This window comes from Paraburkholderia sp. J69-1 (assembly GCF_905220255.1).
GTDB lineage: Bacteria > Pseudomonadota > Gammaproteobacteria > Burkholderiales > Burkholderiaceae > Paraburkholderia.
This window is the reverse complement of record NZ_CAJMZG010000023.1, coordinates 90089-112542: the sequence shown is the minus strand read 5'-3', so window position 1 is coordinate 112542 and position 22454 is coordinate 90089. Positions and strand designations below refer to the sequence as shown.

The following is a 22454-nucleotide window of genomic DNA, read 5'->3' as shown; positions in this document are numbered from 1 at the left end:
GCCTGTCGTTTTTCGATAAGGCTGTTTAGCCCGCCGGCACTTACGGCGGGTTTTTTTATGCGCGGCCAAAAATTGCGTTTTGCATGATATTTGCCTAATAAACAGGCAGATTCGAGACGAGCGCGCGCCGCACGCGACCCGGCTATGTGGGTTTGCGTACGTTTGAAAGCAGAAAGTGGCGGGGGAGTGCGCGAGGTGGCCAGAGTCTGGCCGTGCGCCGGGCCGGCGATGGCCCAGGTGCGAGCACGCGCGGGGCTTCGCGGCCCGATCGCCCCGCCTGAACGGAAGCGACCGGCGCGGTACCGCGCGCGAAGATCAGGACGCGGAGAGGTCCGTTTCGCCGGTATCGGCCTTCGGCGCGATCCAGCTTTCGATGACTTCGTGCGCTTCGTCGAGCCCGACACGCTTGAGCGCCGAGAACAACTGCACGCTCAGCTTGCCTTGATAGCCCTGCTTGCGATATTCGTCGAACTCTTTGTTCGTGTTGCGCAGCGCCAGGACGCTTTCTTGTCGCGTCAATTTGTCGCACTTCGTCAACAGCGCGTGGATCGGCTTACCGGACGGCTCGAACCACTCGATCATGCGGCGGTCGAGTTCGGTCAGCGGGCGGCGCGCATCCATCATCAGCACGAGGCCGTTCAGCTGCGCGCGCGTCTGCAGATAGAGCGCGAGCAGTTGCTGCCAGTGCTGCTTGGCCGATTCCGGCACTTCGGCGTAACCGTAGCCGGGCAGGTCGACCAGATAGCCGAGCGGCTCGTCGGCGGGACCGACCGAGAAGTAGTTGATGTGCTGCGTGCGGCCCGGCGTCTTCGACGCGAAGGCGAGACGCTTCTGGTTGCACAGCAGATTGATCGCGGTGGATTTGCCTGCGTTCGAGCGCCCGGCGAACGCAACCTCGGGCCGCGCCGTAGCGGGCAGGTCGCGCAGATGATTCACCGTCGTGAAGAAACGGGCTTGATGCAGCAGGAAGGCCATCGTGAGAACCACAGTAGAAAAATACGAGGCGGCAGGTGCGCCAAGCCCGGATGAGCCCGGGAAGGATCTGGAGATATCGGGGGCAGGCCCGACTGGCGCCGTGGCGCCTTGCGCGCTATTGTACAATGCGACGGTTTACTGAATACCCGTGAGGGCGGCGCGGGCCTTCGCAGGTAGAGTGGTCGCTGTCGTAGTTTGCAGAACCTGATTCCCACAAGACGAAACAAGGTGCGCGAATGAATCGACTGAGCAAGTCCTTGAAGGTACTCGAATTTGCGATAGCGGCAGGTCTCACAGCAGGTGTTTCGATGATGGCGATGGCGGCGGACCCGGCGACTCCGGCCAAGCCCGACCTCGCCCGGGGGCAGGCAATTGCCGCGCAGGTCTGCGCGGCCTGTCACGCGGCCGACGGCAACAGCACGGGCGGCGCCTATCCCAAACTGGCGGGCCAGCACGCCGAATATCTCGTCAAACAGCTCAAGGATTTCAAGCCTCAGCCCGGTGGCAAGCCCCCTGCGCGTAATAATGCAATTATGTCCGGCTTCGCCAGCGCGCTTTCCGATCAGGATATGATCAACGTCGCTGCCTGGTTCGCCTCGCAGACACCCAAGCCCGGCTTTGCGCGCGACGCGAAGACCGTGCCGGAAGGCCAGAAGATCTGGCGCGCCGGTATCGCCGATAAAGGCGTGCCCGCCTGCGCGGCCTGCCACGGCCCAACCGGCCAGGGCATTCCGATCCAGTACCCGCGCCTTTCGGGCCAGTGGTCGGAATACGTGGTTGCGCAGTTGCAGGCATTCCAGCAAGGCACGCGCAACAATAACGAGCCGATGCGCCAGATCGCGCACCGTCTATCGGATGACGAAATCAAGGCCGTCGCCGATTACGCAGCCGGTTTGCATTGATTCGGCTGTATTGACCCGATATTGACCTGACTCTCGTGTAGAGTCGCGTTGTCTCGAAAAGCGGTCGAAGAACAAGAAAAGGGTGTGGGCGCCGTGCAGATGCGGCGGTCCTGCACCCTTTTTTGCTGTCGTGCCCCGTAGTGCATGGCGGCTGGATGGATCAAGAAGCGGAGTTTGAATGAGCGTCACCACGCAGGGTTTGCAGTTGAATGTCCGCCAGAGAGCGGTGAGAAGCGCAATCGAGCTGCTCAGTTCGATGCGCTTTGCCATTGCCCTGCTGGTGGTGCTGGCCATCGCGAGCATAATCGGGACGGTGCTCACGCAGGACGATCCGTACCCGAACTACGTCAATCAGTTCGGTCCGTTCTGGGCCGATATCTTCCGTTCGCTGAGCCTCTACACCGTCTATAGCGCGTGGTGGTTCATGACCATCCTCGGCTTTCTGGTGGTGTCGATCTCGCTGTGCGTGATCCGCAACGGTCCGAAGATGATCGCGGACATGAAGAGCTGGAAGGACAAGGTCCGCGAAGGCAGCCTGCGCGCGTTCCATCACAAGGGCGAATTTTCGCTGGACGACACGAGCCGCGAGGAAACCGCCGCGAAGCTAGGCAAACTCGCGCAGCGCATGGGTTATCGCTTCGTCACGCGCGAAACCGACGGCGCGACGCTGATCGCCGGCAAGCGCGGCGCGCTCACCAAGATCGGCTATATCTTTGCTCACCTGGCGATCGTGGTGATCTGTATCGGCGGGCTGCTCGACAGCAATCTGCCGATCAAATTCCAGATGTGGCTGTTCGACAAGTCGCCGATCCGCAGCAACGCGGTCATCAACGACATCGCGCCCGAGCACCGTCTTTCGCAGTCGAATCCCACGTTCCGCGGCTACGCCTGGGTGCCGGAAGGCCAGTACGTCTCCACGGCCATCCTGAACCAGCCGGACGGCTCGCTGATCCAGGATCTGCCGTTCTCGATCCAGTTGAACAAGTTCATCGTCGATTACTACTCGACGGGCATGCCCAAGCTGTTCGCGAGCGACATCGTCGTGATCGATCACAAGACGGGCAAGCGCGTTCCGGCGCGTATCGAGGTCAACGAGCCGTTCGAGTACGACGGCGTGTCGATCTATCAATCGAGCTTCCAGGACGGCGGCTCGCAGATGCAGATGACCGCCTGGCCGATGAGCGGCGCGAGCACGAAGAGCTTCCCGTTTGGCGGCACCATCGGCAATTCGGCGCCGCTGAAATTGCCGGCGGGCGAGAGCGTGCCGGGCGTCGACGGTCAGACGATCGAATTCGCCGATTTCCGCGCCATCAACGTTGAAAATACCTCGAACGGCAGCGGTCAGAACGATGCGCGCGGCGTCGCGCATCAGAGCCTGAAGGAAGCCTTCGACGAGCGTCTGGGTTCGGGCGCCAAGACGTCGAAGCCGCTCGATCTGCATAACGTCGGGCCGTCGGTGCAGTACAAGGTGCGCGACAAGGACGGCCAGGCGCGCGAGTACAACAACTACATGCTGCCGGTCGACGTGAGCGGCGCGCGCATGTTCCTCGCCGGCATGCGCGAGAACCCGGACGACCCGTTCCGCTACCTGCGCATTCCCGCCGACAGCGGCGGCACCATGAAGGAATGGATGCTGCTGCGCGCCGCATTCGAAGATCCGGCGCTGCGTGCCAAGGCTGCGCATGAATTCGCCGCACGCTCGGTCCCCAATTCGAATCGCGATCTCCAGCAACATCTGGAAGACAGCGCATCGCGTGTGCTGACCCTTTTCTCGGGCACCGATGCGTCGATGCAGGGCGCGCCGGGTGTGAACAAATCAGCGCAGATGGGCGGCTTCCAGGCCGTCGCCGCTTTCATCGACAAATCCGTGCCGAAGGAGCAGCAGGAGAAGGCGGCGGGCCTGCTGCTGCGCATGCTGGAAGGCGCGACCTGGGATCTCTGGCAGCTCGCGCGCGCCCAGGCCGGCGAGCCCGCGCTCACGCCGGATGCGCAATCCGCGCGCTTCGTGCAGGACTCGATCAACGCGGTTTCGGACAGTTTCCTGTACGGATCGCCTGTCTATCTACAGCTCGATTCATTCAAGCAGGTGCAAGCTTCGGTATTTCAGTTGACGCGCGCGCCGGGTAAGAAAGTCGTGTATCTTGGCAGCCTGTTGCTCGTGCTCGGCATCTTTTCGATGTTCTACGTGCGCGAGCGCCGTCTGTGGTTCTGGCTGAAGGAACGCAGCGGGACGGACGGTCGTGGCGTCGACGTCATCATGGCGATGTCGACCGCGCGCCGCACGCTCGACTTCGAGAAAGAGTTTGCCCGTACCCGCGACGCGGTTTCGCGCACGCTGGGCGCACAGCCCGGCAGTGCCAGCGAAAGCGACAGCGGGACGGACCGTAACGCTTGATCCACGCGCCTCCACGCGATGCGTGACGCGCACTTTACGGACACTCAAGATCAACCCCGGTAAGCCCATGGACCTGACTCAAGTTTCTTCTACCGCCAAGACCCGCCGCGCCGACCGCGCAGCGGCGACTGCGGCTCAGGACGCGCGCGGCGCGTCCAGTCTCGACGACATCCTCTTCGACGAACGCCCCTTGCTGCGCCGCCTGACGGTGCTCGACTGGGTGTTCGCGCTGGCGATGGTGGCGGGCGCGGCGTTCGCGCTCTCGCGCTACCACGCGCACATGAACTACTACGACAAGCTGGTGCTCTGCGGCACGGTGCCGGCGCTGGTCGTGCTCGGCTGGCGCTGGAAGCCCGCGCGTCTGCTGATGGCGGCGATCGCCGTGATGTCGATTGGCGCGATCCAGATCTATCAGGGCGATCTCGCCCGCGCGGATCAGGCCTTCTTCCTCAAGTATTTCCTCTCCAGCCAGTCGGCCATTCTGTGGATGAGCGCGCTGTTCGTGCTGGCCACGCTGTTCTACTGGATCGGCCTGCTGTCGCGCTCGCCCTCGGGCGGCTCGATCGGCTCGAAGCTCACGTGGGCGGCGGTGCTGATGGGCTTCACCGGCCTGATGGTGCGCTGGTACGAGTCCTACCTGATTGGCGCGGATGTCGGCCATATTCCTATCTCGAACCTGTACGAAGTGTTCGTGCTGTTCAGCCTGATTACGGCGCTGTTCTATCTGTACTACGAGAAGCATTACGGCACGCGTGCGCTGGGCGCCTTCGTGCTGCTCGTGATCAGCGCGGCCGTTGGCTTCCTGATGTGGTACTCGATTTCGCGTGACGCGCAGCAGATCCAGCCGCTCGTGCCCGCGCTGCAAAGCTGGTGGATGAAGATCCACGTGCCGGCGAACTTCATCGGCTATGGCAGCTTTGCGCTTTCGGCGATGGTGGGCGTGGCCTACATCATGAAGGAGCGTGGCGTGCTGGCGGACCGCCTGCCCGAACTCGATGTGCTCGACGACCTCATGTACAAGTCGATCGCCGTGGGCTTCGCGTTCTTCACGATCGCCACGATCCTGGGCGCGCTGTGGGCCGCGCAGGCGTGGGGCGGCTACTGGAGCTGGGACCCGAAAGAAACCTGGGCGCTGATCGTCTGGCTCAACTACGCAGCCTGGCTGCACATGCGCCTGATGAAGGGTCTGCGTGGCGGCGTGGCCGCCTGGTGGGCGCTGACCGGCCTGCTGGTCACGACCTTCGCCTTCCTGGGCGTGAATATGTTCCTGTCGGGTCTGCATAGTTACGGCAAGCTGTAACCGGATCGCCTCACCGAACGAACTAACCGCCGGATGCCTCGTGCACCGGCGGTTTTTTTTCGTGCTGGCGGGAAGGATTCCAGATTGCTCGCGTTAGCCTGCATGACGGACTCCAAAACGCGGCGCAGCGATCAAGGCGCGGTGGCGGCGGGGCCAGACTTCAGGAGCATCGACATGTGGATCAAGCGCAGCAGCACGATCATCATCAACGGCGACGATATCGCCGCGCACGAGATCACGCCGCAAAAAGTGTTCGAACAGCGGCGGCGTTTCATGAAGGCGGCGGGCGCGCTGGCGCTCGGCGGCATGGGCGCGGGCCTGGGTCTGTTCGATCCGCGCGCCGCCTTCGCCGAATACGCCTCGCCCGACGCCAAAGCGATGAAACTGGCCGCGAAGACCAACGCGAAATTCGTCGCGCTCGACAAGGCCACGCCGTTCAAGGACGTCACGACCTATAACAACTTCTACGAGTTCGGCACCGACAAGGCCGACCCGGCGCAGAACGCGCACACGCTGCGTCCGCGCCCGTGGAAGGTGAGCGTGGAAGGCGAGATCAAGAACCCCAAGGTCTACGATATCGACGACATCCTCAAGCTCGCGCCGCTCGAAGAGCGCGTGTACCGGCACCGCTGCGTGGAAGGCTGGTCGATGGTGATTCCGTGGATCGGCATCTCGCTGTCCGAGCTGATCAAGCGCGCGCAGCCCACCGGCAACGCGAAATACGTGCAGTTCATCACGCTCGCCGACCGCTCGCAGATGCCGGGTCTCGCCGAGCCGATTCTCGACTGGCCGTACTCCGAAGGCCTGCGCATGGACGAGGCGATGAACCCGCTCACGCTGCTCACCGTCGGGCTGTACGGGCAGGTGCTGCCGAACCAGAACGGCGCGCCCGTGCGCATGGTGCTGCCGTGGAAATACGGGTTCAAGAGCGCGAAGTCGCTGGTAAAGATCCGCTTCGTCGAGAAACAGCCGCCGACGAGCTGGAACACCTACGCGTCGAACGAATACGGCTTCTTCTCGAACGTGAATCCGAACGTCGATCACCCGCGCTGGAGCCAGGCGACCGAGCGGCGGATCGGCGAGGACGGCTTTTTCACGCCCAAGCGCAAGACGCTGATGTTCAACGGTTATGGCGATCTGGTGGCATCGATGTATCAGGGCATGGATCTGCGCAGGAACTTCTGACCGGCGAGTGCAAGAGGAAAAAGCGATGGAATCGACGACGACAGCAGCGAGCACGGCAAAGCGCGCACAGTCCGCACGCAGCGGCGCGCAGGGTGCGAAAGTCACGACCGGCCCGCGCTGGCTGCCCTGGGCGAAGGTCGCGGTGTTTGTCGCGGCGTGGTATCCGCTCGCGCGCATTGTGTTCTTCGGCCTGACGGACCGGCTGGGCGCGAACCCGATCGAGTTCATCACGCGCTCGACCGGCCTGTGGACGCTCGTGTTCCTCTGCATCACGCTGGCGGTCACGCCGCTGCGGCGGCTGACGGGCTGGAACGCGCTGCTGCGGTTCCGGCGCATGCTCGGCCTGTATGCGTTCTTCTACGCGACGCTGCACTTCACCACCTACATCTGGTTCGACAAATGGTTCGACGTGGCCGCGATGCTCAAGGATGTGGGCAAGCGGCCGTTCATCACGGTCGGTTTCGCGGCTTTTGTGCTGCTGATTCCGCTGGCCGTGACGTCGACAAAAGCGATGGTGCGCAAGCTCGGGCGCCGCTGGCAGAGCCTGCACCGGCTGATCTACGCGATCGGCGTGCTCGCGATCCTGCACTTCTGGTGGCTCAAGTCGGGCAAGCACGACCTCGTGCTGCCGAAGATTTACGGCGCGATCATGCTGGCTTTGCTCGGCTGGCGGCTTGCCGTCTGGCTGATTGCGCGGATGAAAGCGCGACAGGCGTGACGACTTGCGCGGCTCATCGGCAATAAGGCGGCAATAAAGCGCGGCAATAAAAAAGCGACGCTCGAGGCGTCGCTTTTTTCATGGCGTGCGGATCAACCGCGCGGCTCAATCCGGCAGCAGATGCTCGCCCGCCAGAAGCTGCTGCACGGTCTCGCGCTCGCGCGCGACGTGCACGCGCGTGCCGTCGACCAGCAGTTCGGCCGCGCGCGGACGCGTGTTGTAGTTCGAGCTCATCGTGAATCCATAAGCGCCCGCCGAGCGGATCGCCAGCACGTCGCCCGGTTCGATCGCGAGCGTACGGTCGCGGCCCAGCCAGTCGCCGCTTTCGCACACCGGACCGACGATGTCGTACGCGTGCGCTTCACCGGCGCGCGGCGCGACCGGCTCGATCGCGTGAAACGCCTCGTACATCGCGGGGCGCGCGAGATCGTTCATCGCCGCATCGACGATGGCGAAATTCTTTTCCGCGCCCGGCTTCAGGAATTCGACCGTCGTGAGCAGAATGCCCGCGTTGCCGACCAGCGAGCGGCCCGGCTCGAACCAGACTTCGCGCGCCTTGCCGGTCTTCGCGCCATGCGCCTCGATGCGATCGAGCACGGTGCGCACGAACGCGCCGATATCGGGCGGCGTTTCGTCGTCGTAGCGAATGCCAAGGCCGCCGCCCACGTCGACGTGATGAATCGCGATGCCGTCCGATTCGATCTGGTCGACCAGTTCGAGCACCTTGTCGATGGCGTCGAGATAGGGCGCGACTTCGGTGATCTGCGAACCGATATGGCAGTCGATGCCCACGACCTGCAGATTCGGCATGGCCGCCGCCGCGCGATAGGTTGCGCGCGCGTCTTCGAACGCGATGCCGAACTTGTTCGACTTCAGGCCGGTGGAAATGTAGGGATGCGTCTTCGCATCGACGTCCGGGTTCACGCGCAGCGAAACCGGCGCCTTCTTGCCGAGCGCGCCCGCGACCGCGTTCAGGCGGTCGAGTTCGGGAATCGATTCGACGTTGAAGCACTTCACGCCCGCTTCGAGCGCAGTCTTCATTTCGTCGGCATGCTTGCCCACGCCCGAGAACACGGTGTTTTCCGCTTTGCCGCCCGCAGCCAGCACGCGTGCGAGTTCGCCGCCCGAGACGATGTCGAAGCCCGCGCCTTCGCGTGCGAACACATTGAGCACGGCGAGATTGCTGTTGGCCTTGACGGCGACGTGCACCGCGGCGCGGCGGCCCGCGCAGGCGTCTGCGTAGGCGTGCCACGTGCTGGTGAGCGCCGCGCGCGAGTAGACGTAGAGCGGCGTGCCGTACTGGGCGGCGAGATCGGCGGCGGGCACGCCTTCGACGAAGAGTGCGCCGTCGACGCGATGGAAAGCGGGCTGGGTCATGCGAAGTTCAGGTTGGGCGCGAGCATCCGCAGACAGGAGCGCGCGCGGGGTATCGAAACGTGTTGCGCTGGCTTTATTGCGCCGGCGTCGCTGCGGAAGCCGGTTGTGCGCCTGAAGCGGACGCGGGCGCGGAATTCAGTTCGGCGTCCGGCGACAGCGAGAGCGGCGTGCCCGAGGTGTCGGGAACCGAGCCGGCTTCGGCGTCCGAGCCTGCGCGCGCCTGATCGGCGGGCTGCGTCTCGTAGTTGGGCTTCTGCGGCATCGGCGGCACGGTCGGCATGTAGAGCGGGCCTTTCTGGCCGCAACCCGCGAGCGACACTGCGCCAAGCGCGAAAGCAGCTAGAATCGCGGCGGACGTCGAAACGCGGGATGCCCGTGCGCGCATCCGGGAATTGACACGCATAATTGTCCCTGAATGATTAACTGGTGGAGTTTAGCATGGCAGATAGTGACTACCTGAGCCGCGCGGAGGCCGTGCTGGCGGCGGTGGAACGCGCTGTGGACGAGGTCGAAGCCGATATCGAGCTCGAGCGCAGCGGCAACGTTCTGACGCTCGAATTCGAGAACCGCTCGAAGATCATCATCAACCTGCAGCCGCCGATGAAAGAGATCTGGATCGCGGCGAAAGCGGGCGGTTTCCATTACCGCTTCATCGACGGCCAATGGCTCGATACGCGCACGAACACCGAATTTTTCTCGGCGCTCACCGCATACGCAACCGAGCAGGCCGGCGAGCCGGTGACGTTCGCGCCGTGATGCAGGCGATGACCGCGCGGGATCGGCGGGCATAAAAAACGGGCACCTTCGGGTGCCCGTTTCGTTTGTACGAACCGCTGACGTGAACCGCGTTAATGCCCGCGGAACAGGTTCATGATGTCTTCCTTCTCCTTGGCGTTGACCTGCTCGGGCGCGGGCGCCGCACCCGCATCGCCTTCGCCGCCCGAGGCCGAACCGCCGCTGGCCGCCGCTTCCAGCGCCGCCTGGCTGATGCCCACCGTGGAGACGAAGCCGCGTCCCGGCGTGGCATCGGCGTAATACAGTTCGTCGCCGAGCGTGACGATGCCGTCGGGCATCGGCATCTTGTAGTCGGGCACGCCGTTGAGCGCCTTCTGCATATAGTCGATCCACACCGGCAGGGCGAGGCCGCCGCCGGTTTCGCGATCGCCCAGACTGCGCGGATTGTCGTAGCCGATCCACGCAATCGCCGCGAGCGTGTGCTGGTAGCCCGCGAACCAGGCGTCGCGCGAATCGTTGGTCGTGCCGGTCTTGCCGCCGAGATCGGTGCGCTTGAGGACGTTCGACTTCGCGCCCGTGCCGCGCTGCGCGACGCTCTGCAGCAGGCTGTTCATGATGTAGGCGTTGCGCGGATCGATCGCGCGCGGCGCGTTTTCGCCCGCCACGAGCGGCTGCGCCTGCGCGACCACCACGCCGCGCTGATCGGTGACTTCGGCGATCAGATACGGATTCACGCGATAGCCGCCATTGGCGAACACCGCGTAGCCGCCCGCCATCTGCAGCGGCGTGACGAGGCCCGCGCCCAGCGCCATCGGCAGATAGGCCGGATGACGGTCCGCGTCGAAGCCGAAGTGCGTGATGTACTGCTGCGCGTACTTCGTGCCGATGTGGTTGAGGATGCGAATCGACACGAGGTTCTTCGACTTCATGAGTGCGGTGCGCATGCTCATCGGGCCGTCGAAACCGCCGCCGTAGTTCTTCGGCTCCCACGCCTGACCGCCGGTTTCGGCCGCGCTGAAAAAGAGCGGCGCGTCGTTGATGACGGTGGCCGGCCCGAGACCCTTGTCGAGCGAAGCCGAATAGATGAACGGCTTGAAGCTCGAACCCGGCTGGCGCCACGCCTGGGTGACGTGGTTGAACTTGTTCTTGTTGAAGTCGAAGCCGCCCACCAGCGCGCGGATCGCGCCGTCCTGCGGCACCACCGAAACGAACGCGCCTTCGATCTGCGGCAACTGCGTGATCGACCATTCGCCCGCGTTGTTACGCGCCACGCGGATGATCGCGCCGGGGCGGATCTTCTGGCTCGGCTGCGCGCGCGTGCTCAGGTTGTACTGCGCGAAGCGCAGCCCGTCACCGACGATGCTGGCGGTATTGCCGTCCATGAACGTCGCTTTCACTTCCTTCGGGCTGGCAGCCGTGACCACGGCCGCGACCAGTTCGCCGTTGTCCGGGTGTTCGAGCAGGGCGTCGTCGATGGCCTGTTCGCGGTCGTCGGTGTCGGTGGGCAGATCGATGAAGGCTTCCGGTCCGCGATAGCCGTGGCGGCGCTCGTAGTCCATCAGCCCCTTGCGCAGCGCGCGATAGGCGACGTCCTGATCGGCCGAATCGATCGTCGTGACGACGTTCAGACCACGCGTGTAGGCCTCTTCGTGGTACTGCGCGTACATCATCTGACGCACCATTTCCGCGACGTATTCCGCGTGGACGCTGAATTCCTTGCCCTGGCCCTTGACCACGAGCGGTTGCGCGGCGGCTTCCTCGTACTGTTCCTGCGTGATGTAACGCAGTTCCAGCATGCGCTCCAGAATGTATTCCTGGCGCACCTTGGCGCGCTTCGGATTCACCACCGGGTTGTACGCCGACGGCGCCTTGGGTAGCCCGGCGAGCATCGCGCATTCGGCCAGCGTCAGATCCTTCAGATCCTTGCCGAAGTACACGCGCGCGGCACTGGCGAAGCCGTAGGCGCGCTGACCCAGATAGATCTGGTTCATATAGACCTCGAGGATCTGGTCCTTCGAGAGCTTCGACTCGATCTTGTAGGCGAGCAGCATCTCGTAGACCTTACGCGTGTAGGTCTTTTCGCTCGACAGGAAGAAGTTGCGCGCCACCTGCATGGTGATCGTGCTCGCGCCCTGCGACGCGTGGCCGTTGGTCAGCGCGACGATGCCCGCGCGCGCAATGCCGGTCAGATCGACGCCGCCGTGCTCGTAAAAGCGCGCGTCTTCGATCGCCAGAATCGCGTTCTTGAGGTTGCCCGGTACATCCTGGAAATGGACGATGTCGCGCCGCTCCTCGCCGAATTCGCCGATCAGCACATGGTCGCGCGTATAGATGCGCAGCGGCACCTTGGGCCGATAGTCGGTGAGCGCGTCGAGCGAAGGCAGGTTCGGCGTGGCGACGATCAGCGCATAGCCGAGCATCAGCGCCACGCAGACCGCGCCGCCCGCGATCAGTACGAAGAAGCCGATCAGCAGCCGCGCCCACCAGGGCCGGCGACGCTTTTTCGGCGCGGCGGGTTCGGGCGGCGTGGACGGCGGAACGGACGAGGGAGGCTGGGCTTCTTGCATACGGACACCGAAAAAACAGTCCCGCGATTATAGCCGCCCACCTTCGCGCGCTTTCGGAATGCTTACGTATGACGAGGCGGGCTGGGGTGGGCGCAGAGCTGCGGGGACTGCGCGAAAGCGAGGGTACAGAAGCACTCTAGCCGCGTCTCGAATGCGCGAGAAGGCCGACGCTCAAGCTGGCCGCAAACATTGGCCATCTGGCCGAGTGTTCGGCAACGGTGCCGCTTCGCACAATTTCTCCCAGGGCGCGCCGCGAATCGTTCGCGGCGCCACGCACAAGGGAGAATGGCGATGAGCCTGCTCAATCCGCTGTTGTTGGGGGCGCGCCGTTACGCGGCGGGCGTCGATGTGCACGCGCGCGGCGTCACGCTGGTCGTGCTGAGCCAGCGCGTATTCGGCGGCGGACCGCTGCGCATCGAATGGCTGGGCCGCGTGCCGCTGGCGAACGAAGTGCTGGCGGGCGCGGAAATCGTCGATCGTGCGGCGCTGGTGGCGGCGCTGCAGGCTGCCTTCGGCGCGATGCCGCGCGTGTGCGCCGAAGCCTCGCTGCGCTGCGCGATGGCGCTGCCCGCGGGCGCTACCTTGATGGCGTCCGTGCCGTTCGGGCGGCTCGTGCCGAAGGTGCCAACGCTGCCGGGTGGTTCCGGTGCGGCGGGAGCGACGGACCCGTCGGGGCTGTTCACGCAACTGGAGCCGCTGGTGCTGGCCGAAGCGGAGCGCGTGGCCGGCATCGAGCGCCACGAGCTGGCGGTGGACTGGCGCGTCGGGCCGCTTGCGCTCGACTGCGGCGTGGCGGGTACGCAGGAGGCGCGCGTCATGATCGCTGCGACGGCGCGCGCCTATCTCGAATCGCGGATCGAATGCGCGGCGATGGCGGGCGTGGCGCTTTGCGCGCTCGACGACGAAGGCCACGCCGCCCTGCGCGCGATGCGTCACGCGGCGAGCTTCGAGCTGCCGCCGCACGAACCGTGGGTCGCGCTCTGGGTGGGCACGGACGGCGTGCACGGCTGGTTTGTCGACGACGATTCCATCACCCGCACGATGCGTTTCCCGGCGCTGGAACATGCCGATCTTGTCGAAGCGCTGCGCGATCTGGCGGACGGCGATCAGGCCGGTTGCGCGCTGGTGGCGGGCGACCTTGCCTTGCTGCATGGCGTGCACTTTTCGCTGGCCGATATTGGCGATGTGCTCGGCTGCCCGGTGCTGCCGTTCGAATGCGCGCCGCTCGCCGATGCCGATATCGGCATCGCGCTCGACGGCCATCTGTTGCACGACCCGGCGTGTGCCGTGGCGTTTGGACTTGCCATGCGCGGGGTGCACGAATGAACGCGATCGCTTGGGAGGGCTTCAATCTGCTGCCGTGGCGGCTTGGGGCGGTGCGCCGGTTGCGCAGGCGGCGTGCGTTCGAATGGCTGGCCGCGCTGGTGATCGGCTGTGCGCTGGGTTCGCTGGCGGCGGGCTGGCAAACGTTCGAGCGCAATCGCGCCGAGGCGCGCCGCGCAGCCATCGAGCAGCAGCTTGCGCAACTGGGCGCGCCGCTTACGCAGGCCAGGCGTCTTGCGCGTGAAGCGGACGAACGCGCCGCTGCGCTGCGCGAGGCGCAGCAAAAGGCCCGGCCGCTCACGCGTCTATTCGTGCTGGTCGAGGCGCTGGCGCGGGCGCGTACGGAAGGCATCGTGCTCGATCAACTCGTCCAGCACGCCGATGAAACCGAACTCCAGGCCAGCGCCACCGACGAAGCCGCGGCGGCGGCGTGGCTCGAGCGCCTGCATGCGATCCGGGATATCGCGGCGGGCCACGTGCGCGAGATGACGCGTGCGAGCCAGGCGGGCGGCAAGCGCGTTGCCGCGCGTGAAGGCGCAGCGCACAACGAGCCGATTCACGTCGCTGCCCGGCTTGTCTGGAAGGGCGCGGTGGATAAGTTGGTGGATAACGTAGTTGATAAGGCGGTGCATAAGCCGGTGGATAAAACGGGCGGCGTGCGTGAAGCCAGCGCGAAGGGGGTGAAATGACTGAATTCGGCTCAAGTGTGCTGACCTTGCCCCGCGCTAATCGCGGTGATCTCGGCTCAGCCATGTTGCGCGGCTGGCGGCCTTTGCATGGCTGGAGCGCGCGTCGTCGCCTGGCGGTGGGATTGGCGCTCGTGATGTTGGCCGCCGGGTTGAGCGCCGCCGCGTGTATCACGATGGACCTGGGCGGACGCGAGACCGCGCACGTTGCACTCGCCGATGCCGAAGGGCGCCTTGTCAGCGCGCGTCAGACGCTGGCGCGACTGCCCACCTTGCGGCGTGACGCGCAGGACTGGCCGCAGCGCCTGCATCCCGGCAACGCCGCCGACGACATCCGCAATGTCTCGCAACTCGCCGCGCAGGCCGGGCTCGCCTTGATCGCGCTTGAACCTGCGCCGTCGGGCGGCGCAAAAGCGCAGGCCTTTCGCACGACGAAGCTCGTGGCGCAGGGCGGTTTCGCGCAGTTACGCGATTTTCTCGACGGCCTTGCGGAGTTGCCCGAACTCGCGGTTCCGATGGACCTGTCGCTCAGGCGCGGCGTGGGCGGCCTGGCCATCGCCGCGCAATTGCAGGTGTTCGACGGCTTGCCGGCGATCGCCATCGCGCAAGGCACGGACGTAAGCGATGCCTCCGCCGATCCGTTCGCCGCCCGCTTCGGCGGCATGCCGGGCGGAAAGGGCGACGAAGCGATACGCCTCGCAGGCATGCTGATCGAGCGTGGCCGCGCCGTCGCGCTGCTGGAAACCGCCGACGGCACCACGGCCGTGCAGGCGGGCAGCACGATCGCGGGCGCGCGCGTGCTCGAGGTGAATCCCGGGCGCGTGCTGCTGTCGATGGACGGCACGACCCAGACCTTGAACTGGACGCAGGAGGGCAAATGATGCGTCGCGCGTTCGCTCTCGTTATGACGCTGTTTATCGCGGCCGCACAGGCTACCGTGCCGCCGCCGCTTCCCGCCTGGCAAGGGGCGGCGGTCAAGACCGCGCTCGCTCAATACGATGTGCCGCCTTTGCCGGAAGGCGCGCCGGAGGCGCCCGCGAACTGGGTCGCGAATCCATTCCTGCCCGACAACGGCGGCGCCGATAAGACAAACGCGGCAAACGCGGCAAATGAAACCGCGCCGCCGAATCCTGCATCGGCCGCAGCGCTCGCCGAGCCGCTCGAAGGCCCGCCAACGCCGCTGCCCGCAATGGCGCGTCTGAGCGATGTCCGGCCTGGCGACGACGGCCTGCCACCGGACCGTCCCATATCGCTGAACTTCCAGCGCGCCGAACTCACGGCGGTCCTGCACGCCTTCGCGCAGTTCACGAAGCTCAATATCGTCGCGAGCGAGCGCGTGCGCGGCTAGGTCACGCTGCGGCTCGACCGCGTGCCGTGGCGTGCGGCCTTCGACCTGCTGCTGGCCTCGAACGGCCTTGCGCTCGAACGCACCGGAAACGTGCTCTGGGTCGCGCCCGCCGCCGATCTGGCCGCGCGCGAGCGGCAGCGCTACGAGGCGCATGCGCGTGCCGCCGACCTCGAACCGCTCGCCAGCCGCGCGTTCGAGCTTCAATACGCCCGCGCCGAAGACCTGCGCAAGCTGCTGACCGGCTCAGGCACGCAACGCGCGCTCTCGAAACGCGGCGCCGCCGTCGCCGATACACGCACGAACCTGCTCTTTGTCACCGATCTGCCCGCGCGGCTCGACCAGATCGCCGCGCTGATCCATCGGTTCGACGCGCCCGCGCGCCAGGTGCTGATCGAGGCGCGCATCGTCGAAGGCGACGAAGGGCTGTCGCGCGAACTGGGTGTGAGGCTCGGCGTGACGCCCTACACCGGCGACGATGCGACCCGGGGCCTGCGCGGCGGCACAGGGGACAGCAGCGCTGACAGTACAGGCAGCACGAGCAGCGCCGGCAAGATATTCGACCTGGGCGCGGGCGCGCTCAACGGTTTCGGCGCCGCGCAACTCGGCCTGACGCTGCTGGCCGCGCGCGCGACGCGGCGGCTCGACATCGAATTGAGCGCGCTGGAGGCGCAGGGGCGCGGCCGCGTGGTGTCGAGCCCGCGCGTCGTGACCGCCGACCGCACCAAGGCCGTGGTCGAGCAGGGCACTGAATTGCCGTATCAGGCCAAGGTCGGGCAGGGTGTATCGGGCGTGCAATTTCGGCGCGCGAGCCTGAAACTGGAGGTCGAGCCACAGATCACGCCCGATGGCCGCGTGATTCTCGATCTCGATGTCGCCAAGGACAGCGTGGGCGAACAGACGGCCGCGGGACCGGCGATCAACACCAAACATGTGCAGACGCGCGTGGAAATCGAGGACGGCGGAACGGTCTCGATTGGCGGTATCGACGCAAGCGATGACAGGGATGATGTGACGCGCGTGCCGCTCCTGGGCAAAATACCGCTTTTGGGCGCACTTTTTTCGCATCGCGCACACTGGGACAAACGCAGCGAACTGGTCGTATTCATCACGCCGCGCGTCGTCAGTGCGGATTGACCGGATTTCGTGCGCAGACCGCGCAGGAATTGGCCCCAAAAGAGTGAAAAACTGCGCAGGACGGCCGAAAGGGGCCTGAGCGCGTGGTCCGCAGGCTCGACAACGCCGCTGCTTTGCCAGTAAGCTGCTGCACCAATCTTTTGTAGGAAACGCTGCAAGTGCGGGACGCAAACGCCAATGTATTTTTCGTAGGGCTCATGGGCGCCGGTAAGACGACCGTGGGCCGGGCGGTCGCGCGCCGGCTTGAGCGTCCGTTTTTCGATTCCGATCACGAGGTCGAAGCGCGCACCGGCGCGCGTATCCCGGTGATCTTCGAACTCGAAGGCGAGTCGGGTTTCCGCGACCGCGAAGCCCAGATGATCGACGAGCTGAGCGCGCGCGAAGGCATCGTGCTGGCCACGGGCGGCGGCGCGGTGCTGCGGCCCGAGAACCGCGCGGCGCTCAAGGAGCGCGGCTTCGTCGTCTATCTGCGCGCCCATCCGCACGACCTGTGGCTGCGCACGCGCCGCGACAAGAACCGGCCGCTGCTACAGACCGAAGATCCGAAAGGACGCCTCGAAGCGCTTTACGAACAACGCGACCCGCTTTATCGCGAAGTCGCGGATTTCGTCATTGAGACGGGCCGGCCTTCGGTGAACGGCCTCGTCAATATGGTGCTGATGCAGCTCGACATGGCCGGCGTGCTGCGTTCTCCGGCGAGCGAGTAGTTTTTCCCGCGCCCGGCACGCGGCGCGGTTTCACCGCATCGTTTCAGTGAAGCGTCCCCACACTTTGAACTACTGCCTGGCATGATTACCGTCAACGTCGAACTGGGCGATCGCGCCTACCCCATCCACATCGGCTCCGACCTGATCGGCCAGACGGCGCTGTTCGCGCCGCATATCGCCGGCAAGTCGGTGACGATCGTCACCAATACCGTCGTCGAGCCGCTGTATGGCGAAAAGCTGCGCGCCGCGCTCGCGCCGCTCGGCAAGGACGTCCACACCGTCGTGCTGCCCGACGGCGAAGCGCACAAGAACTGGGAAACGCTCAACCAGATCTTCGACGCGCTGCTCACCTCGCGCGCCGACCGCAAAACCACGCTGATCGCGCTGGGCGGCGGCGTGACCGGCGACATGACCGGTTTCGCGGCGGCCTGCTACATGCGCGGCGTGCCGTTCATCCAGGTGCCGACCACGCTGCTTTCGCAGGTCGATTCGTCGGTGGGCGGCAAGACCGGCATCAATCACCCGCTCGGCAAGAACATGATCGGCGCGTTCTACCAGCCGCAGGCCGTGATCGCCGATATCGCCGCGCTGCGCACGCTGCCCGCGCGCGAACTGGCGGCGGGCGTGGCCGAAGTCATCAAGACCGGCGCGATCGCCGACGCCGAATTCTTCGACTGGATCGAAGCGAACGTCGAAGCGCTCAATCGTTGCGAGCCCGAGGCGCTGGCTCACGCGGTCAAGCGCTCGTGCGAGATCAAGGCATCGGTGGTGGCCGCCGACGAACGCGAAGGCGGTCTGCGCGCGATTCTGAACTTCGGTCACACCTTCGGTCACGCGATTGAAGCGGGCCTCGGTTACGGTGAGTGGCTGCACGGCGAGGCCGTCGGCTGCGGCATGGTGATGGCGGCGGATCTTTCGGTGCGCATGGGCATGCTCGACGAAGCCTCGCGCGCGCGGCTCGTGAAGGTCGTGAAGGCCGCCCATCTGCCGGACGTCGGGCCCGCGTTGGGCGCAGACCGCTACGTCGAACTGATGCAGGTCGACAAGAAAGCCGAAGGCGGCGCGATCAAGTTCATCCTGCTCAAGCGCTTTGGCGAAACGCATATCGGCAGCGCGCCGGATGAAGCCGTGCAGGCCACGCTGGCGGCCACGGTCGAGGGCTGATGCGCCCGCGCCGTGCCGCGTGCGTACTACGCGATACGGCGCAAAGCATGGTAGTGCCGATGTTGAGCTGAACGGCGGCCCACGCCCACGAGGCCGCGGCCGTCTACTTTGCGATCCGTGCGGAGGACCCGTTGAGCGACACCCGCAGCGACACTCACGGCGCGCCGGCTGAAGAAGCGCGCGCCGCAGGCATCAAGACCGACTCACTGACATCCGCGTCGCAGGCAAGCGAAGCCACGCAGGAAGCCGAACTCGAAGCCGCGCTGGTGGCCGAGCTGGACGCCGGCCTCGCGCCTTACGCGGCGCACTCCTCGCAATCGCGCGGCCGCCGCTTCGCGGAACCGCCGCCTTCGGCGCGCAGCGAATTCCAGCGCGACCGCGACCGCATCGTCCATTCCACGGCATTCCGCCGGCTCGAATACAAAACCCAGGTGTTCGTGAACCACGAAGGCGATCTCTTTCGCACGCGGCTCACCCATAGCCTCGAAGTCGCGCAGATCGCGCGTTCGGTGGCGCGCAACCTGCGTCTGAACGAAGACCTCGTCGAAGCGATTTCGCTGGCGCACGATCTCGGCCATACGCCGTTCGGCCATGCGGGCCAGGACGCGCTCAACGAATGCATGCGCGGCCACGGTGGTTTCGAGCACAACCTGCAAAGCCTGGCCGTGGTGGACGAGCTGGAGGAGCACTACGGCGCGTTCGACGGGCTGAATCTCTGCTTCGAAACACGCGAGGGCATTCTCAAGCACTGTTCGCGCGAGCATGCGCGGCAGCTTGGCGAACTCGGCGAGCGCTTTCTGCACGGGCGTCAGCCGTCGCTCGAAGCGCAGATCGCCAATATCGCCGATGAAATCGCCTACAACAATCACGACGTCGACGACGGGCTGCGCTCCGGTCTGCTGACCATCGAGCAGCTCGCCGAAGTCGAACTCTGGCAGAGCCATTACGAAGCCGCGCGCGCCGAGTATCCGCAGATCGAAGGGCGGCGGCTCGTGCACGAGACCGTGCGGCGCATCATCAACACGCTGATCGTCGATCTGATCGGGCAGACGCGCCGCAATCTGGCCGCGCACGCGCCGCAATCGCTCGACGACGTGCGCGCGGCGCCGCCGCTCGTCGCGCACAGCGAGCGTATCGCCGCGCAGGCTGCGGCGCTCAAGCGTTTTCTCTATCGCAATCTGTATCGCCACTATCGCGTGATGCGCATGGCGAACAAGGCGCAGCGCGTCGTGAAGGGGCTGTTCGAAGCGTTCAGCGACGATCCGCGCCTGCTGCCGCCGGCGTACCAGACGCAGGACGCCCAGACGCAGCCGCGCCTGATCGCGCATTACATCGCGGGCATGACCGACCGCTACGCGCTCAAGGAGTACCGGCGTCTGTTCGTCGTGAGCGACGAGGTCTGAAGCTCACGCGCCGTTCACCTGCAGTCCACCGTTTTTCTGGAGTTTTTCGATGACAAGCTGGCCGTATCCGCGCGTCGCCGCTCACCGTGGCGGCGGCGCGCTCGCGCCTGAAAACACGCTCGCGGCCCTGTGCGTGGGCGCGGGTTTCGGGCACACGATGGTGGAATTCGACGCCAAACTGTCCGCCGATAACATCGCCTTCCTGCTGCACGACGACACCGTCGATCGCACCTCGAACGGGCGCGGCGCCGCAGCGCAGTTGCGCTATGCGCAGATTGCGGCGTTCGATGCCGGTAGCTGGTGCGATCCGCGTTTCGAAGAGGAGCACATGCCGACGCTCGCCGAGGCCGCGCAATGCTGCCGCGAGGAAGGGCTGATGGCGAACGTGGAGATCAAGCCGTGTCCGGGGCGGGAGAAGGACACAGGGCGCATCGTCGGGGCGGAAACGGCGAAGCTCTGGCTGGGCAAGAAGGCCGCTGGCGTGCCGCCGCTGCTGTCGTCGTTTTCGTTCGAAGCGCTCGAAGCCGCGCGCGAGGCCGCGCCCGATCTGCCGCGCGGCCTTTTGTTCGAGCGTGTGCCCGACGACTGGCGCGAGCAGACTGCCGCGCTCGGCTGCGTGTCGCTGCATGCGAGCCATCGGCATCTGGATCAAGCGCTGGTCGCCCGCATCAAGGAAGCGGGGCTGTTCGTGCTGGCCTATACGGTCAACGAACTGGAGCGCGCGCGCGAACTGGCGAGCTGGGGCGTGGCCACGATCTGCACCGACCGTATCGATCTGATCGGGCCGCACGCGCTCGACGGTTGAGCGCCGAGGCGCGGCGGACCAGGCTCATCGCGTTGGCAACGTTGAGCCTGCGCGACGAGCCAGCGATTAGCAGCCTTTAGCGGCAGCGCGCGAGAATCGCGCCCGCGACCAGCGCGACGCCGCCCACGATGGCAATTGCCTGCCACGGATTGGCGTGCACGTAGTCGTCGGCGTTGTCCATGGCCACGCCAGCGCGCTCGCGGGTGGCGGCCCGGGCGACTTCCAGACGTTCGCGTGCGGCGTCGAGGCGCTTGCGCACATCGGCGCGCAGCGCTTGGGCATCGGCTTGCGTGCCTTCGCCCAGCGTGGTTTCCAGTTCGCCGAGCAGGTCTCGCAATTCGTCGGCGATATCGGCGGCGGCACTGCGGCCGCGGCGCGCAATGCGCTTTGCATGGCGGCCCGTGCGGGTCCAGGATTCTCCGAGGGCGTCTCGCGTGTTCGGGAATGCGCTCATGAATGGCTCCGTTTTGGCAATCTCAGGTTCGGGGCTCGTGGCGTCCGCGCGAAAAAGGGCAGGACGCTCGAGAAGGAGTCGAGTATTGCGCAAATCGGGTGCCCGAAGCGGCAAGGTGCGCAGCGAAAAAATATTGGAGCCCCGTCTGGCGCGGCTGCGCGGCCGATACGGCGGGCATTTCCGGGCTTGCGTATTGCCGTGTTTGCGACAAATGATTACGGGGACAGCACGGTTTTTCCCAGAAGCATAGAATCAGGAAAAGCCAGTCGGTTTGTCAGGAACAACCGGTGCTGAAGTAGGTGGCTGGGATTGAGCGGGAGTGGGAGCGGGAAGGGAGACGCCGCACTCCGTCGGATGCCGCGAGGGCGCGACGGAGGCGGATGAAGAAGGGAGAGGGTGATGCCGCAAGCGCAGAGCGCTTTAGAACATGTAACCGACCTTCAGATACGTCACGAGCGGATTCAGGTGAATCTTCGCTTCGGCCTTCTGCGAGACCGTGCCCACCTGCGTCTCCTTCTGGGTGTTGAGCGTCGCAATCACGCTGACCGGAATGTACGAGAGCGAGAAGCCCGCGAACCAGTGCTTCGTGAAGTTGTAGTTAAAACCGACGTTGAACACCGGCGCCCAGGAACTGTCCGTCGAAACGCTGGTCGGACCCCCAAGTGCGGAACTGTTGATGAAGTTCTGGTTGGTGATCTTCGCGTCCGAGAACGAAATGTGCGTGACGCCCAGACCGACGTACGGATGGAACTTCGCTTCAGGCTTGTTGAAGTAGTACTTGAAGATCAGCGCCGGGCTCCAGAGTTTCGCCTCGCCAATCTTGCCGTACGCACCGAGCGAGCCTTCGCCGTTCAGGTCGAATTTGGGCGGAATGCCCAGTTCGACTTCAGTGGCCAGGTGATCGGTGATGAAGTAACCAAGGCTGAAACCCAGCGTATCGGAAGTGCCGATGCCGGCACCCGTACCCGGGAAGGCCTGGTTGACGGACCGCCCGGCGACATCATCGATCTTCAGCGGATCGCTGCCGTCCTGCGGCATGAAATGGAACCACCCCGTTGTAACGTAGAAGGTGTTGGCCGATTGCGCGTGAGCCCCCGACATGCAGGCGAGCGCGGCGACTGCTGCCAGCGCCTGTTTTAATTTCATATATGTGCTCCTCCATTAAAGGCCTGCTCATTATGAACACAACGTTTGCAACAAACCATATGCGACCGTTAGAGCTTTTTCCCTAAGCGCCGCGAGGTCTCCGCCCGAGTCGCAACGCCCGCGAGAACAA

Annotated in this window: 18 protein-coding genes and 2 pseudogenes; 14 read left to right on the top strand and 6 right to left on the bottom strand. The window is 65.2% G+C overall.

Annotated elements, in window-relative coordinates:
- Window positions 1-315: 315 nt before the first annotated feature.
- Window positions 316-975 carry a ribosome biogenesis GTP-binding protein YihA/YsxC gene (yihA, locus tag U5A67_RS32595; protein ID WP_205986950.1) on the bottom strand — a complete coding sequence of 220 codons (660 nt, stop codon included), beginning with the start codon at window positions 973-975 and terminating at the stop codon, window positions 316-318.
- Between the two features lie 236 nt (window positions 976-1211).
- On the opposite strand from yihA, the gene U5A67_RS32590 reads away from it, so the two are divergent.
- The 5 genes from U5A67_RS32590 to msrQ all read left to right on the top strand — a co-directional run bounded on the left by U5A67_RS32590 (window position 1212) and on the right by msrQ (window position 7475).
- Complete coding sequence (locus U5A67_RS32590) at window positions 1212-1877, top strand: c-type cytochrome (RefSeq protein WP_205986949.1); 666 nt, start codon at window positions 1212-1214, stop codon at window positions 1875-1877.
- A gap of 178 nt (window positions 1878-2055) precedes the next feature.
- Window positions 2056-4272, top strand: coding sequence for a cytochrome c biogenesis protein ResB (locus U5A67_RS32585; RefSeq protein ID WP_321817585.1), 2217 nt, complete (start codon window positions 2056-2058; stop codon window positions 4270-4272).
- A gap of 67 nt (window positions 4273-4339) precedes the next feature.
- Window positions 4340-5572, top strand: coding sequence for a c-type cytochrome biogenesis protein CcsB (ccsB, locus tag U5A67_RS32580; RefSeq protein ID WP_321817584.1), 1233 nt, complete (start codon window positions 4340-4342; stop codon window positions 5570-5572).
- 174 nt (window positions 5573-5746) lie between these two features.
- Window positions 5747-6757 carry a protein-methionine-sulfoxide reductase catalytic subunit MsrP gene (gene msrP / locus U5A67_RS32575; protein ID WP_321817592.1) on the top strand — a complete coding sequence of 337 codons (1011 nt, stop codon included), beginning with the start codon at window positions 5747-5749 and terminating at the stop codon, window positions 6755-6757.
- A gap of 25 nt (window positions 6758-6782) precedes the next feature.
- Window positions 6783-7475, top strand: coding sequence for a protein-methionine-sulfoxide reductase heme-binding subunit MsrQ (msrQ, locus tag U5A67_RS32570; RefSeq protein WP_321817583.1), 693 nt, complete (start codon window positions 6783-6785; stop codon window positions 7473-7475).
- A 105-nt stretch (window positions 7476-7580) separates the two neighbouring features.
- Here the strand turns inward: msrQ and lysA are convergent, their stop codons facing one another.
- A complete protein-coding gene (gene lysA / locus U5A67_RS32565) occupies window positions 7581-8852 on the bottom strand; it encodes a diaminopimelate decarboxylase (RefSeq protein WP_205986945.1) in 1272 nt (423 codons plus the stop codon).
- Between the two features lie 73 nt (window positions 8853-8925).
- Complete coding sequence (gene lptM, locus U5A67_RS32560; protein WP_205986944.1) at window positions 8926-9255, bottom strand: LPS translocon maturation chaperone LptM; 330 nt, start codon at window positions 9253-9255, stop codon at window positions 8926-8928.
- Between the two features lie 35 nt (window positions 9256-9290).
- Between lptM and cyaY the strand changes: the two genes are divergently transcribed.
- Window positions 9291-9608: an iron donor protein CyaY gene (gene cyaY, locus U5A67_RS32555; protein WP_205986943.1), complete on the top strand. Its 318-nt coding sequence runs from the start codon at window positions 9291-9293 to the stop codon at window positions 9606-9608.
- A gap of 92 nt (window positions 9609-9700) precedes the next feature.
- On the opposite strand, the gene U5A67_RS32550 is transcribed toward cyaY, so the two are convergent.
- Window positions 9701-12154 (bottom strand): penicillin-binding protein 1A, encoded by a 2454-nt coding sequence (locus U5A67_RS32550; protein ID WP_321817582.1) that lies wholly within the window; start codon window positions 12152-12154, stop codon window positions 9701-9703.
- A 291-nt stretch (window positions 12155-12445) separates the two neighbouring features.
- Here U5A67_RS32550 and U5A67_RS32545 point away from each other — a divergent pair, with 291 nt between their 5' ends.
- The 8 genes and pseudogenes from U5A67_RS32545 to ugpQ all read left to right on the top strand — a co-directional run bounded on the left by U5A67_RS32545 (window position 12446) and on the right by ugpQ (window position 20724).
- Window positions 12446-13480, top strand: coding sequence for a pilus assembly protein PilM (locus U5A67_RS32545; RefSeq protein WP_415767972.1), 1035 nt, complete (start codon window positions 12446-12448; stop codon window positions 13478-13480).
- Window positions 13477-14166 carry a fimbrial assembly family protein gene (locus tag U5A67_RS32540; RefSeq protein ID WP_321817580.1) on the top strand — a complete coding sequence of 230 codons (690 nt, stop codon included), beginning with the start codon at window positions 13477-13479 and terminating at the stop codon, window positions 14164-14166. The genes U5A67_RS32545 and U5A67_RS32540 overlap by 4 nt, the downstream gene beginning before the upstream one ends.
- Window positions 14163-15044, top strand: a complete 882-nt coding sequence (locus U5A67_RS32535; protein WP_321817579.1) for a hypothetical protein — start codon at window positions 14163-14165, stop codon at window positions 15042-15044. Before U5A67_RS32540 ends, U5A67_RS32535 begins: the two co-directional genes overlap by 4 nt.
- Window positions 15041-16645: pseudogene (locus tag U5A67_RS32530) on the top strand (type IV pilus secretin PilQ). The gene U5A67_RS32535 and the pseudogene U5A67_RS32530 overlap by 4 nt, the downstream one beginning before the upstream one ends.
- 152 nt (window positions 16646-16797) lie before the next feature.
- Window positions 16798-17352: a shikimate kinase gene (locus tag U5A67_RS32525; RefSeq protein ID WP_205986974.1), complete on the top strand. Its 555-nt coding sequence runs from the start codon at window positions 16798-16800 to the stop codon at window positions 17350-17352.
- Between the two features lie 72 nt (window positions 17353-17424).
- On the top strand, window positions 17425-18516 hold the full coding sequence (gene aroB, locus U5A67_RS32520) for a 3-dehydroquinate synthase (protein ID WP_321817591.1): 1092 nt from the start codon (window positions 17425-17427) through the stop codon (window positions 18514-18516).
- A 269-nt stretch (window positions 18517-18785) separates the two neighbouring features.
- Window positions 18786-19919 (top strand): annotated as a pseudogene (locus U5A67_RS32515) (deoxyguanosinetriphosphate triphosphohydrolase); the annotation flags it as partial.
- Between the two features lie 49 nt (window positions 19920-19968).
- Window positions 19969-20724: a glycerophosphodiester phosphodiesterase gene (ugpQ, locus tag U5A67_RS32510; RefSeq protein WP_321817578.1), complete on the top strand. Its 756-nt coding sequence runs from the start codon at window positions 19969-19971 to the stop codon at window positions 20722-20724.
- A gap of 76 nt (window positions 20725-20800) precedes the next feature.
- Here ugpQ and U5A67_RS32505 read toward each other — a convergent pair whose 3' ends face one another.
- Together U5A67_RS32505 and U5A67_RS32500 are read right to left on the bottom strand one after the other, a co-directional pair.
- Entirely contained in the window at window positions 20801-21178 is a 378-nt protein-coding gene (locus U5A67_RS32505) for a DUF883 family protein (protein WP_205986937.1), read from the bottom strand.
- Between the two features lie 420 nt (window positions 21179-21598).
- On the bottom strand, window positions 21599-22324 hold the full coding sequence (locus U5A67_RS32500; RefSeq protein ID WP_205986936.1) for an OmpW/AlkL family protein: 726 nt from the start codon (window positions 22322-22324) through the stop codon (window positions 21599-21601).
- Window positions 22325-22454: the final 130 nt, after the last annotated feature.